13 protein-coding genes are annotated in these 14807 nt (G+C 65.9%); 10 read left to right on the top strand and 3 right to left on the bottom strand.

Going from position 1 to position 14807, the window contains the following annotated elements; translation table 11 throughout:
• Positions 1 to 177: 177 nt before the first annotated feature.
• Positions 178 to 1512: an NAD(P)/FAD-dependent oxidoreductase gene (locus HWX39_RS05745; protein ID WP_175965947.1), complete on the top strand. Its 1335-nt coding sequence runs from the start codon at positions 178 to 180 to the stop codon at positions 1510 to 1512.
• A 423-nt stretch (positions 1513 to 1935) separates the two neighbouring features.
• Positions 1936 to 2811 (top strand): dienelactone hydrolase family protein, encoded by an 876-nt coding sequence (locus HWX39_RS05750; RefSeq protein WP_175965948.1) that lies wholly within the window; start codon positions 1936 to 1938, stop codon positions 2809 to 2811.
• A 54-nt stretch (positions 2812 to 2865) separates the two neighbouring features.
• Here HWX39_RS05750 and HWX39_RS05755 read toward each other — a convergent pair whose 3' ends face one another.
• Both HWX39_RS05755 and HWX39_RS05760 read right to left on the bottom strand, forming a co-directional pair.
• On the bottom strand, positions 2866 to 3735 hold the full coding sequence (locus HWX39_RS05755; RefSeq protein WP_175965949.1) for a sulfurtransferase: 870 nt from the start codon (positions 3733 to 3735) through the stop codon (positions 2866 to 2868).
• Positions 3736 to 3852: 117 nt separating this feature from the next.
• Positions 3853 to 4959 carry an aromatic ring-hydroxylating dioxygenase subunit alpha gene (locus HWX39_RS05760; protein WP_175965950.1) on the bottom strand — a complete coding sequence of 369 codons (1107 nt, stop codon included), beginning with the start codon at positions 4957 to 4959 and terminating at the stop codon, positions 3853 to 3855.
• Between the two features lie 271 nt (positions 4960 to 5230).
• On the opposite strand from HWX39_RS05760, the gene HWX39_RS05765 reads away from it, so the two are divergent.
• From HWX39_RS05765 to folE2, 4 genes are all read left to right on the top strand, one after another.
• Positions 5231 to 5524: an exodeoxyribonuclease VII small subunit gene (locus tag HWX39_RS05765; RefSeq protein ID WP_011355806.1), complete on the top strand. Its 294-nt coding sequence runs from the start codon at positions 5231 to 5233 to the stop codon at positions 5522 to 5524.
• Entirely contained in the window at positions 5521 to 6405 is an 885-nt protein-coding gene (locus HWX39_RS05770) for a polyprenyl synthetase family protein (protein WP_175955043.1), read from the top strand. The genes HWX39_RS05765 and HWX39_RS05770 overlap by 4 nt, the downstream gene beginning before the upstream one ends.
• An 81-nt stretch (positions 6406 to 6486) precedes the next feature.
• On the top strand, positions 6487 to 8391 hold the full coding sequence (gene dxs, locus HWX39_RS05775) for a 1-deoxy-D-xylulose-5-phosphate synthase (RefSeq protein WP_175955045.1): 1905 nt from the start codon (positions 6487 to 6489) through the stop codon (positions 8389 to 8391).
• 154 nt (positions 8392 to 8545) lie between these two features.
• Positions 8546 to 9355 carry a GTP cyclohydrolase FolE2 gene (folE2, locus tag HWX39_RS05780; protein WP_006486446.1) on the top strand — a complete coding sequence of 270 codons (810 nt, stop codon included), beginning with the start codon at positions 8546 to 8548 and terminating at the stop codon, positions 9353 to 9355.
• A gap of 92 nt (positions 9356 to 9447) precedes the next feature.
• On the opposite strand, the gene tsaD is transcribed toward folE2, so the two are convergent.
• Positions 9448 to 10488 carry a tRNA (adenosine(37)-N6)-threonylcarbamoyltransferase complex transferase subunit TsaD gene (gene tsaD, locus HWX39_RS05785; protein ID WP_175965951.1) on the bottom strand — a complete coding sequence of 347 codons (1041 nt, stop codon included), beginning with the start codon at positions 10486 to 10488 and terminating at the stop codon, positions 9448 to 9450.
• A 130-nt stretch (positions 10489 to 10618) separates the two neighbouring features.
• Here tsaD and HWX39_RS05790 point away from each other — a divergent pair, with 130 nt between their 5' ends.
• From HWX39_RS05790 to dnaG, 4 genes are all read left to right on the top strand, one after another.
• Positions 10619 to 11839, top strand: a complete 1221-nt coding sequence (locus HWX39_RS05790) for an NAD(P)/FAD-dependent oxidoreductase (protein WP_175965952.1) — start codon at positions 10619 to 10621, stop codon at positions 11837 to 11839.
• 104 nt (positions 11840 to 11943) lie between these two features.
• Positions 11944 to 12156: a 30S ribosomal protein S21 gene (gene rpsU, locus HWX39_RS05795; RefSeq protein WP_006479415.1), complete on the top strand. Its 213-nt coding sequence runs from the start codon at positions 11944 to 11946 to the stop codon at positions 12154 to 12156.
• Positions 12157 to 12366: 210 nt separating this feature from the next.
• Entirely contained in the window at positions 12367 to 12813 is a 447-nt protein-coding gene (locus tag HWX39_RS05800; RefSeq protein WP_175965953.1) for a GatB/YqeY domain-containing protein, read from the top strand.
• A 68-nt stretch (positions 12814 to 12881) separates the two neighbouring features.
• A complete protein-coding gene (gene dnaG, locus HWX39_RS05805) occupies positions 12882 to 14759 on the top strand; it encodes a DNA primase (RefSeq protein WP_175965954.1) in 1878 nt (625 codons plus the stop codon).
• The last annotated feature ends 48 nt before the right edge of the window (positions 14760 to 14807 follow it).

Consider the following 14807-nt stretch of genomic DNA (forward strand, 5'->3'; position numbering starts at 1 on the left):
GACAATGCATGTCATTGATGCGGGGGCATGCGCACCCCGCGTTCCGGGGTTGGAAACATCGAAGTGCTTCGAACTGCACATCGATGGTGTTCGAACCGGTTAATCCACCGGGTGGCGCGAATGCATCGCGTTTGCACTGTTCGGCGGCAGCAGTTTCGAATCGCAAAGGGGGAACAGATGCATCGGATCATCATCGTAGGCGGAGGCGCGGGCGGCCTTGAACTGGCGACGCGGCTCGGCGACCGTTACGGCGCGCGCGGCAATCGTCCCGCGCGTGCGCTTGTCACGCTCGTCGACCGCAATCCGACCCACATCTGGAAACCGCTGCTGCACGAGGTTGCGGCCGGCAGCATGGACCCGTTCACGCAGGAGCTCGAATATGCGGCGCAGGCGCGCTGGCATGGCTTCGAGTTCCAGCAGGGCGGGCTGACCGGGCTCGACCGCGCGGCGAAACGCATCACGCTCTCGCCGGTCAACGACAGCGACGGCGAAGAGCTGTTGCCGGCGCGCGAGCTGGCATATGACACGCTCGTGATCGCGATCGGCAGCACGACTCACTTCTTCGGCGTGCAGGGCGCAGCGGAAAATGCGATCGCGCTCGATACCGTCGGCGAGGCCGAGCGCTTCCGCAAGCGGCTGATCGCCGCGTGCATGCGCGCCGAGCACCAGGCGCCGGCGCCGACCGCGCCGGGCGAGGCGGCCGAGCCGCGCATCCAGGTCGCGATCGTCGGCGGCGGGGCGACTGGCGTCGAGCTGTCCGCCGAGCTGCGCAACACCGCGCAGGTGTTGTCGGCCTACGGGCTGCACAAGCTCGACCCGCGGCACGACGTCGGCATCGTGCTGATCGAATCGGGGCCGCGAATCCTCCCGGCGTTGCCGGAGCGCGTGTCGTCGGCGACGGCAGAACTGCTCGAAAAGATCGGCGTGCGGCTGATGCTCGCCGAGCGCGTGACCGAGGTGGCGCCCGGGGCCGTCCATACGGCGAGCGGCAAGACGGTGCGCGCCGACCTGACGGTCTGGGCCGCGGGCATCAAGGCGCCGTCTGTGCTCGCCAATCTCGACGGCCTCCAGGTCAACAAGCTCGGCCAGCTCGACGTGCGCCGCACGCTGCAGACCTTCACCGACGACAACGTGTTCGCGCTCGGCGATTGTGCGGCATGTGCCTGGCCCGGCAACGAACGCAACGTGCCGCCACGCGCGCAGGCTGCGCACCAGCAGGCAAGCTTCCTGCTGAAGGCAATCGGCTGCCGGCTCGACGGGCGCCCGCTGCCCGAATTCACCTATCGCGACCTGGGCTCGCTCGTGTCGCTCGGCCATTTCAGCGCGGTCGGCAACCTGATGGGCGGGCTGATCGGCGGCAACATGCTGATCGAAGGGCTGTTCGCACGCTTCATGTACATGTCGCTGTACCGGATGCACATCGCCGCGCTGCACGGCTATCCGCGCATGATGCTCGATACGGTCGCGCACTGGCTGCGGCGCACGACGCTGCCGCGCGTCAAGCTGCACTGAACGCGCGGCAAGCGCGGGAAGCGCGGGAAGCGGGCGGGCAGTGCGCACGTCGTGCGTCGTTTCCGCCCGTTGTTTCTTGCGGGCAGTCGGGCTGCCATGCCTGCGTGTGACGGGCGATATCGAGCGCGTGTTTTTCGTTTCAATCGGCAAGCATCCGATCGCGCGACGGCGATCGACAAGCGGCTTGCCGCATCGCGATTCGACGGACCGCCTGCGCGTTTCTTCGCTGCCGAATCAAGGCGTCGTAATCGAGTCTTACATATCCGACAGTTGACGCGACAACGGATTATTGGGCATCTTGTCCGGGTTTCCGTTTGCGGCGGGGTGCCAACCGCCGCGACATTCGCGCCGCGCAACGTCGCGATGCGCCGTCATGCCGTGTCCGTGATCGCATCGGCGGCCCCCCAATCGAGGAGTGCATTCATGTTGAAACCCGAAGTCGACAGCCTGGTTCCCCACGTTCCGTTCTCGCGCCGCAAGTTCATGCAGGCCGCGCTGGGCGGTGCCTTCGCGGCGGCCGTGCTGCCCGTGTCGGCGCAGACGGTCACGACCGACAGCGAAGGGCTGGACGTCGACACCGTCGAGATCCGCTCGGGCGACGCGAGCGTGCCCGCGTATCGCGCGCAGCCGAAGGACAAGACGAACCTGCCGGTCGTCATCGTGATCCACGAGATCTTCGGCGTGCACGCGCACATCGCCGATGTCTGCCGCCGTTTCGCGAAGCTCGGTTATCTCGCGATCGCGCCCGACCTGTTCGCGCGGCAGGGCAACGCGGAGAAGTATTCGACGATCAAGGATCTGGTCGAGCACATCATCAGCAAGGTGCCCGACCGGCAGGTTACCGAGGATCTCGATGCGACCGTCGCGTGGGCCGGCAAGAACGGCGGCGACTTGTCGCGTCTCGGCGTGGTCGGGTTCTGCTGGGGTGGCCGCCAGAGCTGGCTGTATGCGGAGCACAACCCGCACGTGCGTGCGGCGGTTGCGTGGTACGGGTTCGTCGAAGGCAAGACCGACGAAATGACACCGTTCAACCCGGTCGATCATGCATCGTTGCTGAAGGTGCCGGTGCTCGGGCTGTATGGCGAGAAGGATGCGAACATCACGCAGGCTTCGCTCGCGGACATGCGCAAGGCGATCCAGGCGAGCGATTCGAAGCTCGCGCGCGAATCGGAGATCGTCGTGTATCCGGATGCCGGTCACGCTTTCTTTGCCGATTACCGGCCGAGTTACGTGAAGGCCGATGCGGAGGAAAGCTGGAAGCGCGCGATCGCGTGGCTTCACAAGTACGGTGTGATGTAAACGGCAAGCGGCGGCAGAGGCCGCCGCTACGTTACGACTGCGCCGCGCCGGCGCTTACGGCGTCGGGCCGGTTGCGATCGGCCGTGACGGATCGGCGCTCCATTCGCTCCACGAGCCCGGATACAGCGACGCGCCGTGCAGGCCCGCAACCTCCAGCGCAAGCGCGTTGTGGCATGCGGTGACGCCGGAGCCGCATTGCAGGATCACGCGGTTCGGTTCGGTGCCCGCCAGCACGGCGGAAAACGCCTCGCGCAGTTCATGGCCGGTCTTGAAGCGGCCGTCGGCGGCCAGGTTGTCCTTGAAGAAGCGGTTGCGCGCGCCGGGGATGTGGCCGCCCACGCGATCGATCGTTTCGTTTTCGCCCCGGTAGCGATCGGGTGCGCGCGCATCGATCACGACGCGCGTGGGTGTGTTCACGTTGGCGAGCACGGCAGCCGCGTCGACCGTCGATTCGAGCGGTGCGGCCGAGCGGAAATCGCCGGCGGCCGGATGCGGCACGTCGGTTGCCAGCGGCTGGCCGGCTGCTTCCCAGGCCTGCAGGCCGCCGTCGAGCACGGCAACCGAATCGTGGCCGAGCCAGCGCAGCAGCCACCACAGGCGCGCCGCATACGCGCCGCCTTGTGCGTCGTACGCGACGACCTGCTGGCCCTGCTTGAGGCCGCGGCTCGCGAGCAGCGTGGCGAGTGCGTCGCGGGTCGGCAGTGGATGGCGGCCGTTGGTGCCCGTCTTGCGTCCCGACAGGTCGCGGTCGAGATGGAGGTACTGGGCGCCGGGGATGTGGCCGGCCGCATACGCAGCTTCGCCGGCAGCGGGATCGACGAGATCGAAGCGGCAGTCGAACAGCGCAACGCTGCCGGGCGCCGCCGCCAGGCGCTCGGCGAGATTGGCGGCGGAGATGAGCGTGGTGTAGTGAGTGTGTGGCATGACGGCTCCCTGGAGTGCGAATGGCCTGACATTCCAAGTCTAAACAAAAAAAGACGGGCCGAAGCCCGTCTTTTCGTCTGCCGGATGCCGTGCGGCGTCAAAGCGCCGCACCGGCCGTCAGAGGTCGCCGAGGTGGCGGCGCAGGAACTCGTGGAAGTGCTGCATGCCGTCTTCCATCGGGCTCTGGTACGGGCCGACCTGCGACTCGCCGCGCGCCATCAGCGCACGGCGGCCCGCGTCCATCCGCATCGCGATCTCGTCGTCCTCGACGGCGGTTTCCATATAGGCGGCGCGTTCGGCCTCGACGAATTCGCGTTCGAACAGCGCGATTTCCTCGGGGTAATAGAACTCGACGATGTTGGTCGTCTTCTGCGGACCCTGCGGAATCAGCCACGATACGACGAGCACGTGCGGATACCACTCGATCATGAGGCCCGGGTAGTAGACCATCCAGATCGCGCCGAACTCCGGCGGCACGCCGTTACGGAACTTCAGCACCTGCTCGTGCCATTTCTGGTAAGTCGTGCTGCCCGGTTTCGCGAGGGCGTTGTGCACGCCGACCGTCTGTACGCTGTACCAGTCGCCGAACTCCCACTTGAGGTCGTCGCACGACACGAAGCTGCCGAGGCCCGGGTGGAACGGGACGACGTGGTAATCCTCGAGGTAGACCTCGATGAACGTCTTCCAGTTGTAATCGCACTCGTGCACTTCGACGTGATCGAAGAGGTACTCGGAGAAGTCGAAGTGATGCTTCGTGCCGAGGTTGGCGAGGTCGCGCGCGACATTCCGGCCTTCGGCCTCGAACAGCAGCCCTTGCCAGTTCTGCAGCGGGCTCTTGCCGAGGTTCAGGCACGGCTTGTCGGGGAAGTGCGGCGCGCCGAGCAACTGGCCTTCCAGATCGTATGTCCAGCGGTGCAGGGGGCACACGATGTTGTGCGTGTGGCCGCGCCCGTTGAGCATGATCGCCTGCCGGTGGCGGCAGACGTTCGACAGCAGTTCGATCTGGTTCGCCTGGTTGCGAACCAGCACGCGGCCTTCCTTCTCGGACGGCAGCGCAAAATAATCCCCCGCCTCGGGCACCATCAACTCGTGCCCGACGTAACGAGGTCCTTTCTTGAAGAGGGTTTCGATCTCGCGCTCGAGTAGCGCCTCATCGAAGTATGCAGTGACTGGAAGCTGGCTGTGAGCCGACTTCAACTGAAGCGCGTCGCTCAGATTGGACATTCCCACTCCCGGTGTTAGCGTGAAAGCAGTGAACAACCCAACCATCGAAAAATCGATTTAGGGAAACGGAGAATTATACCCGGTTCGCCTCGTAAGGCCAGTATTAAGTGCCTGATTTGTGTCAATTTTTTGTCGGGCGACAATCGGGGGGCGCACACTATGTTTCGTAGGTGGGGCCGGAATATGTACCCGGGTGCCCACGACGGCAGGTCGGAAAATTCTCTTTTGCCGTAGAATGTCCGACTTGTTTTGAAATTTGACACCCTCGTCCATGGCGAAAACCGCATCCCCAGGCGCCACGCCGCCCGGCAATGGCACCGAACCGTTGCCGGACAATTACGAGATGGCGCTCGCGGAACTCGAGACGCTGGTTGCCCGGATGGAAGGCGGCGCGTTGAGCCTCGAGGATTCACTGACGGCGTATCGCCGTGGTGCGACCCTCGTTGCGTTTTGCCAACAGCAGCTCGAGAAAGTGGAGCAGCAGGTTCGCGTGCTAGACGGCGCGACGCTGAAGCCGCTTTCGTCCGGAACGGCCGCCACGGACGGCGAAGACGACGATCTATGACATTCGAACAATGGATGCGGTCCGTGCTTGACCGTGTCGAGGACGCACTCAGCCTCTATTTGCCCGCTGAAACCGCGGTGCCGGAGAAACTCCACGAGGCGATGCGCTATGCGGTCCTCGGCGGCGGCAAACGCGTTCGCCCGCTGCTGTGCCATGCAGCAGGCGAACTGACCGGCGCGACGGAAGCGGCGCGCAATGCGGCGGCGGCAGCGCTGGAGATGATCCACGTCTACTCGCTCGTGCACGACGACATGCCGTGCATGGACGACGACGCGCTGCGTCGCGGCAAGCCGACCGTGCACGTGCAGTACGACGAGCCGACCGCACTGCTCGTCGGCGACGCGCTGCAGTCGCAGGCGTTCGTTGCGCTGACCGACGCCGCTGCGCTGTCGCCGGCGCAGCAGGCCGCGCTCGTGCGCGAGCTGGCGCTGGCGAGCGGTTCGATCGGCATGGCCGGCGGGCAGGCGATCGACCTGGCGAGCGTCGGCCTCAAGCTGACGCGCGAGCAGCTCGAGACGATGCACCGGATGAAGACGGGCGCACTGCTGCGCGCGGCCGTGCGGATGGGCGCGCTGGCCGGCGAGACGCCGTCCGCGGAAACGATGGCTGCGCTCGATGTGTACGCGGGTGCCGTGGGTCTGGCCTTCCAGGTCGTCGACGACATTCTCGACGTCACGACCGATTCGGCGACGCTTGGCAAGACGGCCGGCAAGGATGCGGCGAACGACAAGCCGACCTATGTATCGATCCTCGGCCTCGAGGCGTCGCGCGAGCTCGCAGCGCAACTGCGCGCCGAAGCGCACGACGCGCTGAAACCGTTCGGCGCACGCGCACAGCGTCTCGCCGAACTTGCCGACCTGGTAGTGAACCGGGTCAGCTGACGCGAAAGCCCGCCGCCGCGCACATGCTACGGTGCGTGCAACAGAATGCGGGCGCGTTTGATTTCCTACAATGGAACGACGATGTACGACTTGCTGAAAACCATCGACGACCCGGCGGATTTGCGCCGCCTCGATCGTCGCCAACTGCAACCGCTCGCGGATGAACTGCGCGCGTTCGTGCTCGACAGCGTGTCGAAGACGGGCGGCCATTTGTCGTCCAACCTCGGGACGGTCGAGCTGACGATCGCGTTGCACTACGTGTTCAACACGCCGAACGATCGGATCGTCTGGGACGTGGGCCACCAGACCTACCCGCACAAGATCCTGACGGGCCGCCGTGACCAGATGCATTCGCTGCGCCAGCAGGACGGCATCTCGGGCTTCCCGCGTCGCAGCGAATCCGAATACGACACGTTCGGCACCGCGCACTCGAGCACGTCGATCTCGGCCGCGCTCGGCATGGCGATCGGCAGTCAGCTGAACGGCGACGACCGCTTCTCGATCGCCGTGATCGGCGACGGCGCGATGACGGCCGGCATGGCGTTCGAGGCGATGAACAACGCGGGCGTGTCGGAAGATGCGAAAGTGCTCGTGATCCTGAACGACAACGACATGTCGATCTCGCCGCCGGTCGGCGCGCTGAATCGCCATCTCGCCCGCCTGATGTCGGGCCGCTTCTATGCGGCTGCGCGCGCGGGCGTCGAGCGCGTGCTGAGCGTTGCGCCGCCGGTGCTGGAACTCGCGCGCAAGCTCGAGGAGCACGCGAAGGGCATGGTCGTGCCGGCTACGCTGTTCGAAGAGTTCGGCTTCAACTACATCGGCCCGATCGACGGTCACGATCTCGATTCGCTGATCCCGACGTTGCAGAACATCCGCGAGCTGCGCGGCCCGCAGTTCCTGCACGTGGTGACGAAGAAAGGCCAGGGCTACAAGCTCGCCGAAGCCGATCCCGTGCTCTATCACGGCCCGGGCAAGTTCAACCCGGCCGAAGGCATCAAGCCGTCGGCCGCGCCCGCGAAGAAGACGTACACGCAGGTGTTCGGCGAGTGGCTGTGCGATGAAGCCGAGCGCGATACGCGCGTCGTCGGTATCACGCCCGCGATGCGCGAAGGCTCGGGCATGGTCGAGTTCGAGAAGCGCTTCAAGGAGCGCTACTACGACGTCGGCATCGCCGAGCAGCACGCGGTGACGTTCGCGGGCGGCCTCGCAACCGAAGGGCTGAAGCCGGTCGTCGCGATCTACTCGACGTTCCTGCAGCGTGCGTACGACCAGCTGATCCACGACGTCGCGCTGCAGAACCTGCCGGTCGTGTTCGCGATCGACCGCGCGGGCCTCGTCGGCGCGGACGGCGCGACGCACGCGGGCGCGTACGATCTCGCGTTCATGCGCTGCATCCCGAACATGACGATCATGGCTGCGTCCGACGAGAACGAATGCCGCCAGATGCTGCACACGGCGCTGCAGCAGCCGAACCCGACCGCAGTGCGCTATCCGCGCGGCGCGGGCACGGGCGTGGCGACGGTGAAGGAATTCACCGAAATCCCGCTCGGCAAGGGTGAAGTGCGTCGCCGCACGTCGCAGCCGGAAGGCAAGCGCGTCGCAATCCTCGCGTTCGGCACGATGGTCGCACCGTCGCTCGCCGCGGCCGAGGAGCTCGATGCAACTGTCGCGAACATGCGCTTCGTGAAGCCGCTCGATGGGGCGCTCGTGCGTGAACTCGCCGAGACGCACGATTACCTCGTCACGGTCGAGGAAGGCTGTGTGATGGGCGGCGCGGGCTCGGCCTGCGTGGAAGCCCTGATGGAGAGTGGGGTTATCCGACCCGTACTACAATTGGGCCTCCCTGACCTGTTCATCGATCACGGCGACCCCGCGAAGCTGCTGTCGCAATGCGGCCTCGACGGCGCGGGTATCGCGAAATCGATTCGCGAACGCTTTCTGAATCCGGCGGCCGATGTCGCCGGTCAGGCGAAGCGCGTCGCATAAGCTGGCGCCGCCTGCGGGCGGCGTCGGTGCGACTGGCGCAACCGGTCTTCATTGATGCGGAAAACATGGGCCTGCGGGCCCATGTTGCTTTTCCGGCTGCCGCATGACGCGGCGTGCGCGTCGTCGAACGCGCGGCTTACAAGGATTGAACAAGATGAACCAGATGAATCCCGCCTTCGTGATGCCCGACGTGCAGAGCACGGTGGATACCCGTCAGATTCCGATTCAGCGCGTGGGCGTGAAGGCGGTCCGGCATCCGTTGACGGTGTGTACCGAAAGCGGCGACGTGCAGCCGACCGTCGGCGTCTGGAACCTCGATGTCCGCCTGCCTGCCGATCAGAAGGGCACGCACATGTCGCGCTTCGTCGCGCTGCTCGAAGAGAATCGTGCGCCGCTCACGGTCGAGCGTTTCCGCGCGATGCTCGCGTCGATGCTCGAGAAGCTGGAAGCCGAGGCCGGTCGCATCGAAGTCACGTTTCCGTACTTCGTGAACAAGACGGCGCCGGTGTCAGGCGTGCAGAGCCTGCTCGATTATGAGGTGACGCTCGCGGGCGAAAGCCGCAACGGCGACACGCGCCTGTTCCTGAAGGTGCTCGTGCCCGTGACGAGCCTCTGCCCGTGCTCGAAGAAGATCTCGCAGTACGGCGCGCACAACCAGCGTTCGCACGTGACGATCGATGCGGAGCTCGCGGCCGACCTGCCGGTCGAGGCGCTGATCCGCATCGCGGAGGAAGAGGCGTCGTGCGAGCTGTGGGGCCTGCTGAAGCGTCCGGACGAGAAGTTCGTCACCGAGCGTGCCTACGAGAACCCGAAGTTCGTCGAGGATCTCGTGCGTGACGTCGCGCAGCGTCTCGATGCGGACGAGCGTGTGGTGGCGTACGTGCTCGAAGCCGAGAACTTCGAGTCGATCCACAATCACAGCGCGTATGCGCTGATCGAGCGCGACAAGCGGCAGGCTGCATAACGCCGCGACGTTTTGTCACGCTGATGGAACAAGGCCGCTCGAATGAGCGGCCTTGTTGTTTGTCGGTGCGACGTTGCGTCGCGCCGCATGGTTCAGCGCGCGAGCGATGCGAGATCCCAGCGCGGCTTCACCGTGAATGCGTAGTCGGCATTCGCCTGCTCGGGCCAGCGGCCGAGCCGCAATGCGCCTGCGAGTGCGATCATCGCGCCGTTGTCGGTGCAGAGCGCGAGATCGGGGTAGTGTACGTCGAAGCCGCGCTTGGCCGCGGCGGCCGACAGTGCAGCGCGCAACTGACGGTTCGCGCCGACACCGCCCGCGACCACCAGGCGCTTGAGTTTCGTCTTCTTCAGCGCGGCGAGCGACTTGGCGACGAGCACGTCGACGGCCGCGTCGACGAAGCCGCGCGCAAGGTCGGCCTTCGCTCGCTCGAGTGCTCCGCCCTCGAGCTTCGCCGCTTCGAACTTCTTCATCTGCGTGAGCACGGCCGTCTTCAGGCCGCTAAAGCTGAAGTCGAGGTCGCCCGAGTGCAGCATCGGGCGCGGCAGCACGACCGCACCCGGCGTGCCGGTCTCGGCGAGCTTCGACACTTCCGGGCCGCCCGGGTAGCCGAGGCCGATCAGCTTGGCCGTCTTGTCGAATGCTTCGCCGGCCGCGTCGTCGAGCGTTTCGCCGAGCGTCTCGTACACGCCGACGTCGGTCACGCGCATCAATTGCGTGTGGCCGCCGGACACCAGCAGCGCCACGAACGGGAAGGGTGGCGGCTCGGCGACGAGCAGCGGCGACAGCAGGTGGCCTTCGAGGTGATGGATGCCGACGGTCGGCTTGTTCCAGGCGAGCGCGAGCGCATTCGCGATACTCGCGCCGACCAGCAGCGCGCCGGCGAGGCCGGGGCCCTGCGTGAACGCGATCGCGTCGATGTCGTCGCGGCGCGTGCCGCTTTGCGCCATCACTTCCTCGAGCAGCGGCAGCGCGCGGCGGATGTGGTCGCGCGACGCGAGCTCGGGCACGACGCCGCCGTATTCGCGGTGCATGGCGATCTGCGAGTGGAGCGCGTGTGCGAGCAGGCCGCGCTGCGTGTCGTAGAGCGCGAGGCCGGTTTCGTCACAGGAGCTTTCGATGCCGAGAACGAGCATGGGTACGGGCAGGGCGCGCCGTATCGGGCACGCCGCAGGAAGGTCAACGTAACCGGAAAGTATAGCAGGCGGGGGCCTGTCGCCGCCGGCAGCGGCCCGGGTCCGATGCCGGGCGGGTACAATTCGCGCCATGGAAACTTATGACATCGCCGTGATCGGCGCGGGCGCCGCCGGGATGATGAGCGCCGCGGTTGCCGGGCAGCTCGGCCGCCGCGTCGTGCTGATCGATCACGCGCCGCGGCTCGCCGAGAAGATCCGCATCTCGGGCGGCGGCCGCTGCAATTTCACGAACCTGTATGCCGGCCCCGACAACTACCTGTCGGCGAATCCGCATTTCGCGCGCTCGGCGCTGGCGCGTTATACGCCGCGTGACTTCCTCGGGCTGCTCAAGCGCCATCATGTGACCTGGCACGAAAAGCACAAGGGGCAGCTCTTTTGCGACCATGGCAGCGACGCGATCATCGACATGCTGAAGCACGAGTGCGATTCGGGCGGCGTTGCGTGGCGCCGGCCCGTGGTCGTCGACGCGGTGCGCCACGCGCCGGCCGACGGCTTCACGCTCGACACGCAGCAGGCGGGGACGATCGGTGCGCGTGCGCTGATCATCGCGACCGGCGGCCTGTCGATCCCGAAGATCGGCGCAACCGACTTCGGCTACCGGCTCGCCAAGCAGTTCGGTCACAAGCTCATCGATACGCGGCCGGCGCTCGTGCCGTTGACGTTTGCGCAGCAGGACTGGGAGCCGTTCGCGGCGTTGTCCGGCGTATCGCTCGAAGTGCGCGTATCGACCGGCGACAAGAAACGCGGCGGCGAATTCGTCGAGGATCTGCTGCTGACCCATCGCGGCCTGTCCGGGCCCGGGATCCTGCAGATCTCGAGCTACTGGCAGCCTGGCGACCCGATCCGCGTCGATTTGTTGCCGCAGCGCGACACGGTCGCCGACCTGCTTGACGCGAAGCGCACGTCAAGGCGCCAGATCGGTTCGCTGCTCGCGGACTGGGTGCCGTCGCGTCTCGCGCATGCGTGGCTCGACACGCATCGCGTCGCGGCCGACGCGCGGCTCGCGGACCTGCCCGACAAGACGCTGCGCCAGATCGGCGACGCGCTGTCCGGCTGGACGCTGACGCCCAACGGCACCGAGGGCTACAAGAAGGCCGAAGTGACGAAAGGTGGGGTCGATACGCGCGACCTGTCGTCGGCGACGATGATGAGCGCGCGCGTGCCGGGGCTGTTCTTCGTCGGCGAGGCGGTGGACGTGACGGGCTGGCTCGGCGGCTACAACTTCCAGTGGGCGTGGGCGTCCGGCACGGCGGCCGGACAGGCCGCGGCAGAGTATTCGCGCGGCACCTGACGGGCCGGAGGCGCCGTTTTGGCGGGACCAGGCCCCGTGCCTTTAGGCAATCGCTCTGCTATACTCGGTAGTCTTTCCCTGCAAACCTTTATTCGTGTCGGATCATGACGATCATTCGCGTTAAAGAGAACGAGCCGTTCGAAGTTGCAATGCGTCGCTTCAAGCGCACGATCGAGAAGAATGGTCTGCTGACCGAACTTCGTGCGCGCGAGTTTTACGAGAAGCCGACCGCGGAGCGCAAGCGCAAGAAGGCTGCTGCGGTGAAGCGTCATTACAAGCGTATCCGCAGCCAGACACTGCCGAAGAAGTTGTACTGAACGATTGGGCGCCGCGCGGTTCGCTGAGCGGCGCACCGGCGACTCCATGCGATCGGGCGATCGCGAAAGATCGCGCCTGATCGTGCGACCGATCAGGCGAGCCGCCGATGCCGGATTCGAGCAACCCGCTTGAGACACTGTCCCAAGCGGGTTTTTGTGTTGACGCCCTTATGGCGGGCGTCGGATTCACGTTTCCTTCCCGGGTGAGAGATGAGTTTGAAAGAGCAGATCAGCGAAGACATGAAGGCCGCGATGCGCGCGAAGGAAAGCGAGCGCCTGGCAACGATTCGCCTGCTGATGGCCGCGATCAAGCAGCGCGAAGTCGACGATCAGGTCACCCTCGACGATGCGGGCATCACGGCCGTGATCGACAAGATGATCAAGCAGCGCAAGGATTCGATCAGCCAGTTCCAGGCAGCCGGCCGTGACGACCTCGTCGCGAAGGAGCAGGCCGAACTGGTCGTGCTGAGCGGCTACATGCCCGAGCAACTGTCGGAGGCCGAGGTGGCCGCCGAAGTCCAGGCAGCTGTCGCGCAGACGGGCGCCGCCGGCCCGCAGGACATGGGCAAGGTGATGGGCGTTCTGAAGGGCAAGCTCGCCGGCCGTGCCGACATGACGGCCATTTCCGCGCTGGTCAAGGCCGCGCTCACGAAGTAACACCTGTCTCCCCGACGCGCAGTGCGTGCGCCGGGGTGCCGTATTGTCTTTTTTCGCTCGAACCCACGGTGATTCCGCATTCGTTCCTGCAGGATTTGCTGAACCGCGTCGATATCGTCGACGTGGTGGGCCGGTACGTGCAGCTCAAGAAGGGCGGCGCCAACTTCATGGGGCTGTGCCCGTTCCATAACGAGAAGAGCCCGTCGTTTACGGTCAGCCCGACCAAGCAGTTCTATCACTGCTTCGGTTGCGGCGCGCACGGTACGGCGATCGGCTTCCTGATGGAACACGCGGGGCTCACGTTCCCGGAGGCCGTGCAGGAGCTCGCGCAGTCCGTTGGCCTGACCGTGCCGCACGAGCCTTCGATGCGTGGCGGCGGTGGGGGTGGAGGCGGGGGGGCTGACTATCCGGCGCCGGTTTCGAAATCGGTCGCGACCGCGCTGTCCGATGCGATGACCGCCGCGTGCGACTACTACCGCAAGCAGTTGCGCGGCGCGACCGTCGCGATCCAGTACCTGAAGAACCGGGGCCTGACCGGCGAGATCGCCGCGCGCTTCGGGCTCGGCTACGCGCCGGACGGCTGGCAGAACCTCGAAGCCGCGTTCCCGGACTATCGCGACGAATCGCTCGTCGAGTCGGGGCTCGTGATCGTCAGCGAGAAGACCGATGCGCAGGGCGTTGCGCGCCGCTACGACCGGTTCCGCGAGCGGATCATGTTCCCGATCCGCAACGTGAAGGGGCAGGTGATCGGCTTCGGCGGGCGCGTGCTCGGCAGCGGCGAGCCGAAGTACCTGAATTCGCCTGAAACCCCGCTGTTCAACAAGGGCAGCGAGCTGTACGGCCTGTTCGAGGCGCGGCTCGCGATTCGCGAGCGCAAGTACGTGCTGGTCGTCGAAGGCTACATGGACGTCGTCGCGCTCGCGCAGCTCGGCTTCCCGAATGCGGTCGCGACGCTCGGCACCGCGTGCACGCCGATTCACGTGCAGAAGCTGCTGCGCCAGACCGATACGGTCATTTTCAGTTTCGACGGCGATTCGGCCGGGCGGCGGGCGGCGCGACGCGCGCTCGAGGCGTGCTTGCCGCATGCGGCGGACAACCGCACGATCCGGTTCCTTTTTCTGCCGGCCGAGCACGATCCGGACAGCTATGTGCGCGAGTTCGGCGCGGACGCGTTCTCCGAGCAGGTCGAGCGCGCCATGCCGCTGTCGCAATTTCTGCTGAACGAAGCAATTGCCGGCAAGGCGCTCGATCAGCCGGAAGGCCGCGCGAAAGCGCTGTTCGATGCGAAGCCGCTGCTGCAGGCGCTGCCCGCGAACGCGTTGCGCGCGCAGATCATGCACATGTTCGCGGACCGCCTCGACATCCCGTTCGAAGAGGTCGCGGCGCTGTCCGACGTCGATACGCGGATCGCGGCGCCGCCGCGCCAGGCGCCCGCGCGCAGCGAGCGGCGCCGCGTGACGGACAGCGAAAAGCGCGCGTTGCGCACGCTGGTGATGCATCCGCGTATCGCGTCGCAGCTCGACGACGAACAAATTGCGACCTTGCGCGCATTGCCGCGCATCGGCGAACTGTTCGCGGAAGTCGTCGATCATGCGCGCGCGCTGGGCGATGGCGCGGAGTTCCGGCTGCTGTCGGATGTCCTGCGAACGTCCTCGAATGGAGCGACTTACGAGGAAATCTTCCGCGAAATTCTGGACTATGATGAAAACGTCCGCGATTTGCTGTTACAGAATCCGGAAGACGAGACGGTGCCCGAGCGGCAGCGTGAACAGGAGCGGATCGCGGGGGAGGAACTGCAGGCGGCGGTGCTCAAGATGCGTTACGACGCCTGCTGCGACCGGCTAGACAGGCTGGCGCGGCAGTCCACCTTCACACCCGAGGAATTGGCCGAATTGACGGAATTGAACCAGCAGCGAACCGACATGAAGCGTCGGCTCGGGCTGTAGGCGGCTGGGGAGCTTAGAGAGGGCTCCCCAGCGTGCTATAATATAAGG

Origin of the sequence: Burkholderia sp. BCC0322 (assembly GCF_902833045.1) — a bacterium.
In the GTDB taxonomy this organism is placed as follows: Bacteria; Pseudomonadota; Gammaproteobacteria; order Burkholderiales; family Burkholderiaceae; genus Burkholderia.

Bases quoted from the DNA above. Each gene is read 5' to 3' on its own strand.
- tsaD (WP_175965951.1), bottom strand. From the start codon at position 10,488: ATGCTCGTTCTCGGCATCGAAAGCTCCTGTGACGAAACCGGCCTCGCG.
- HWX39_RS05760 (WP_175965950.1), bottom strand. From the start codon at position 4,959: ATGTCCAATCTGAGCGACGCGCTTCAGTTGAAGTCGGCTCACAGCCAG.
- HWX39_RS05755 (WP_175965949.1), bottom strand. From the start codon at position 3,735: ATGCCACACACTCACTACACCACGCTCATCTCCGCCGCCAATCTCGCC.
- HWX39_RS05765 (WP_011355806.1), top strand. From the start codon at position 5,231: ATGGCGAAAACCGCATCCCCAGGCGCCACGCCGCCCGGCAATGGCACC.
- folE2 (WP_006486446.1), top strand. From the start codon at position 8,546: ATGAACCAGATGAATCCCGCCTTCGTGATGCCCGACGTGCAGAGCACG.
- HWX39_RS05750 (WP_175965948.1), top strand. From the start codon at position 1,936: ATGTTGAAACCCGAAGTCGACAGCCTGGTTCCCCACGTTCCGTTCTCG.
- dxs (WP_175955045.1), top strand. From the start codon at position 6,487: ATGTACGACTTGCTGAAAACCATCGACGACCCGGCGGATTTGCGCCGC.
- HWX39_RS05745 (WP_175965947.1), top strand. From the start codon at position 178: ATGCATCGGATCATCATCGTAGGCGGAGGCGCGGGCGGCCTTGAACTG.
- HWX39_RS05770 (WP_175955043.1), top strand. From the start codon at position 5,521: ATGACATTCGAACAATGGATGCGGTCCGTGCTTGACCGTGTCGAGGAC.
- HWX39_RS05800 (WP_175965953.1), top strand. From the start codon at position 12,367: ATGAGTTTGAAAGAGCAGATCAGCGAAGACATGAAGGCCGCGATGCGC.
- HWX39_RS05790 (WP_175965952.1), top strand. From the start codon at position 10,619: ATGGAAACTTATGACATCGCCGTGATCGGCGCGGGCGCCGCCGGGATG.
- rpsU (WP_006479415.1), top strand. From the start codon at position 11,944: ATGACGATCATTCGCGTTAAAGAGAACGAGCCGTTCGAAGTTGCAATG.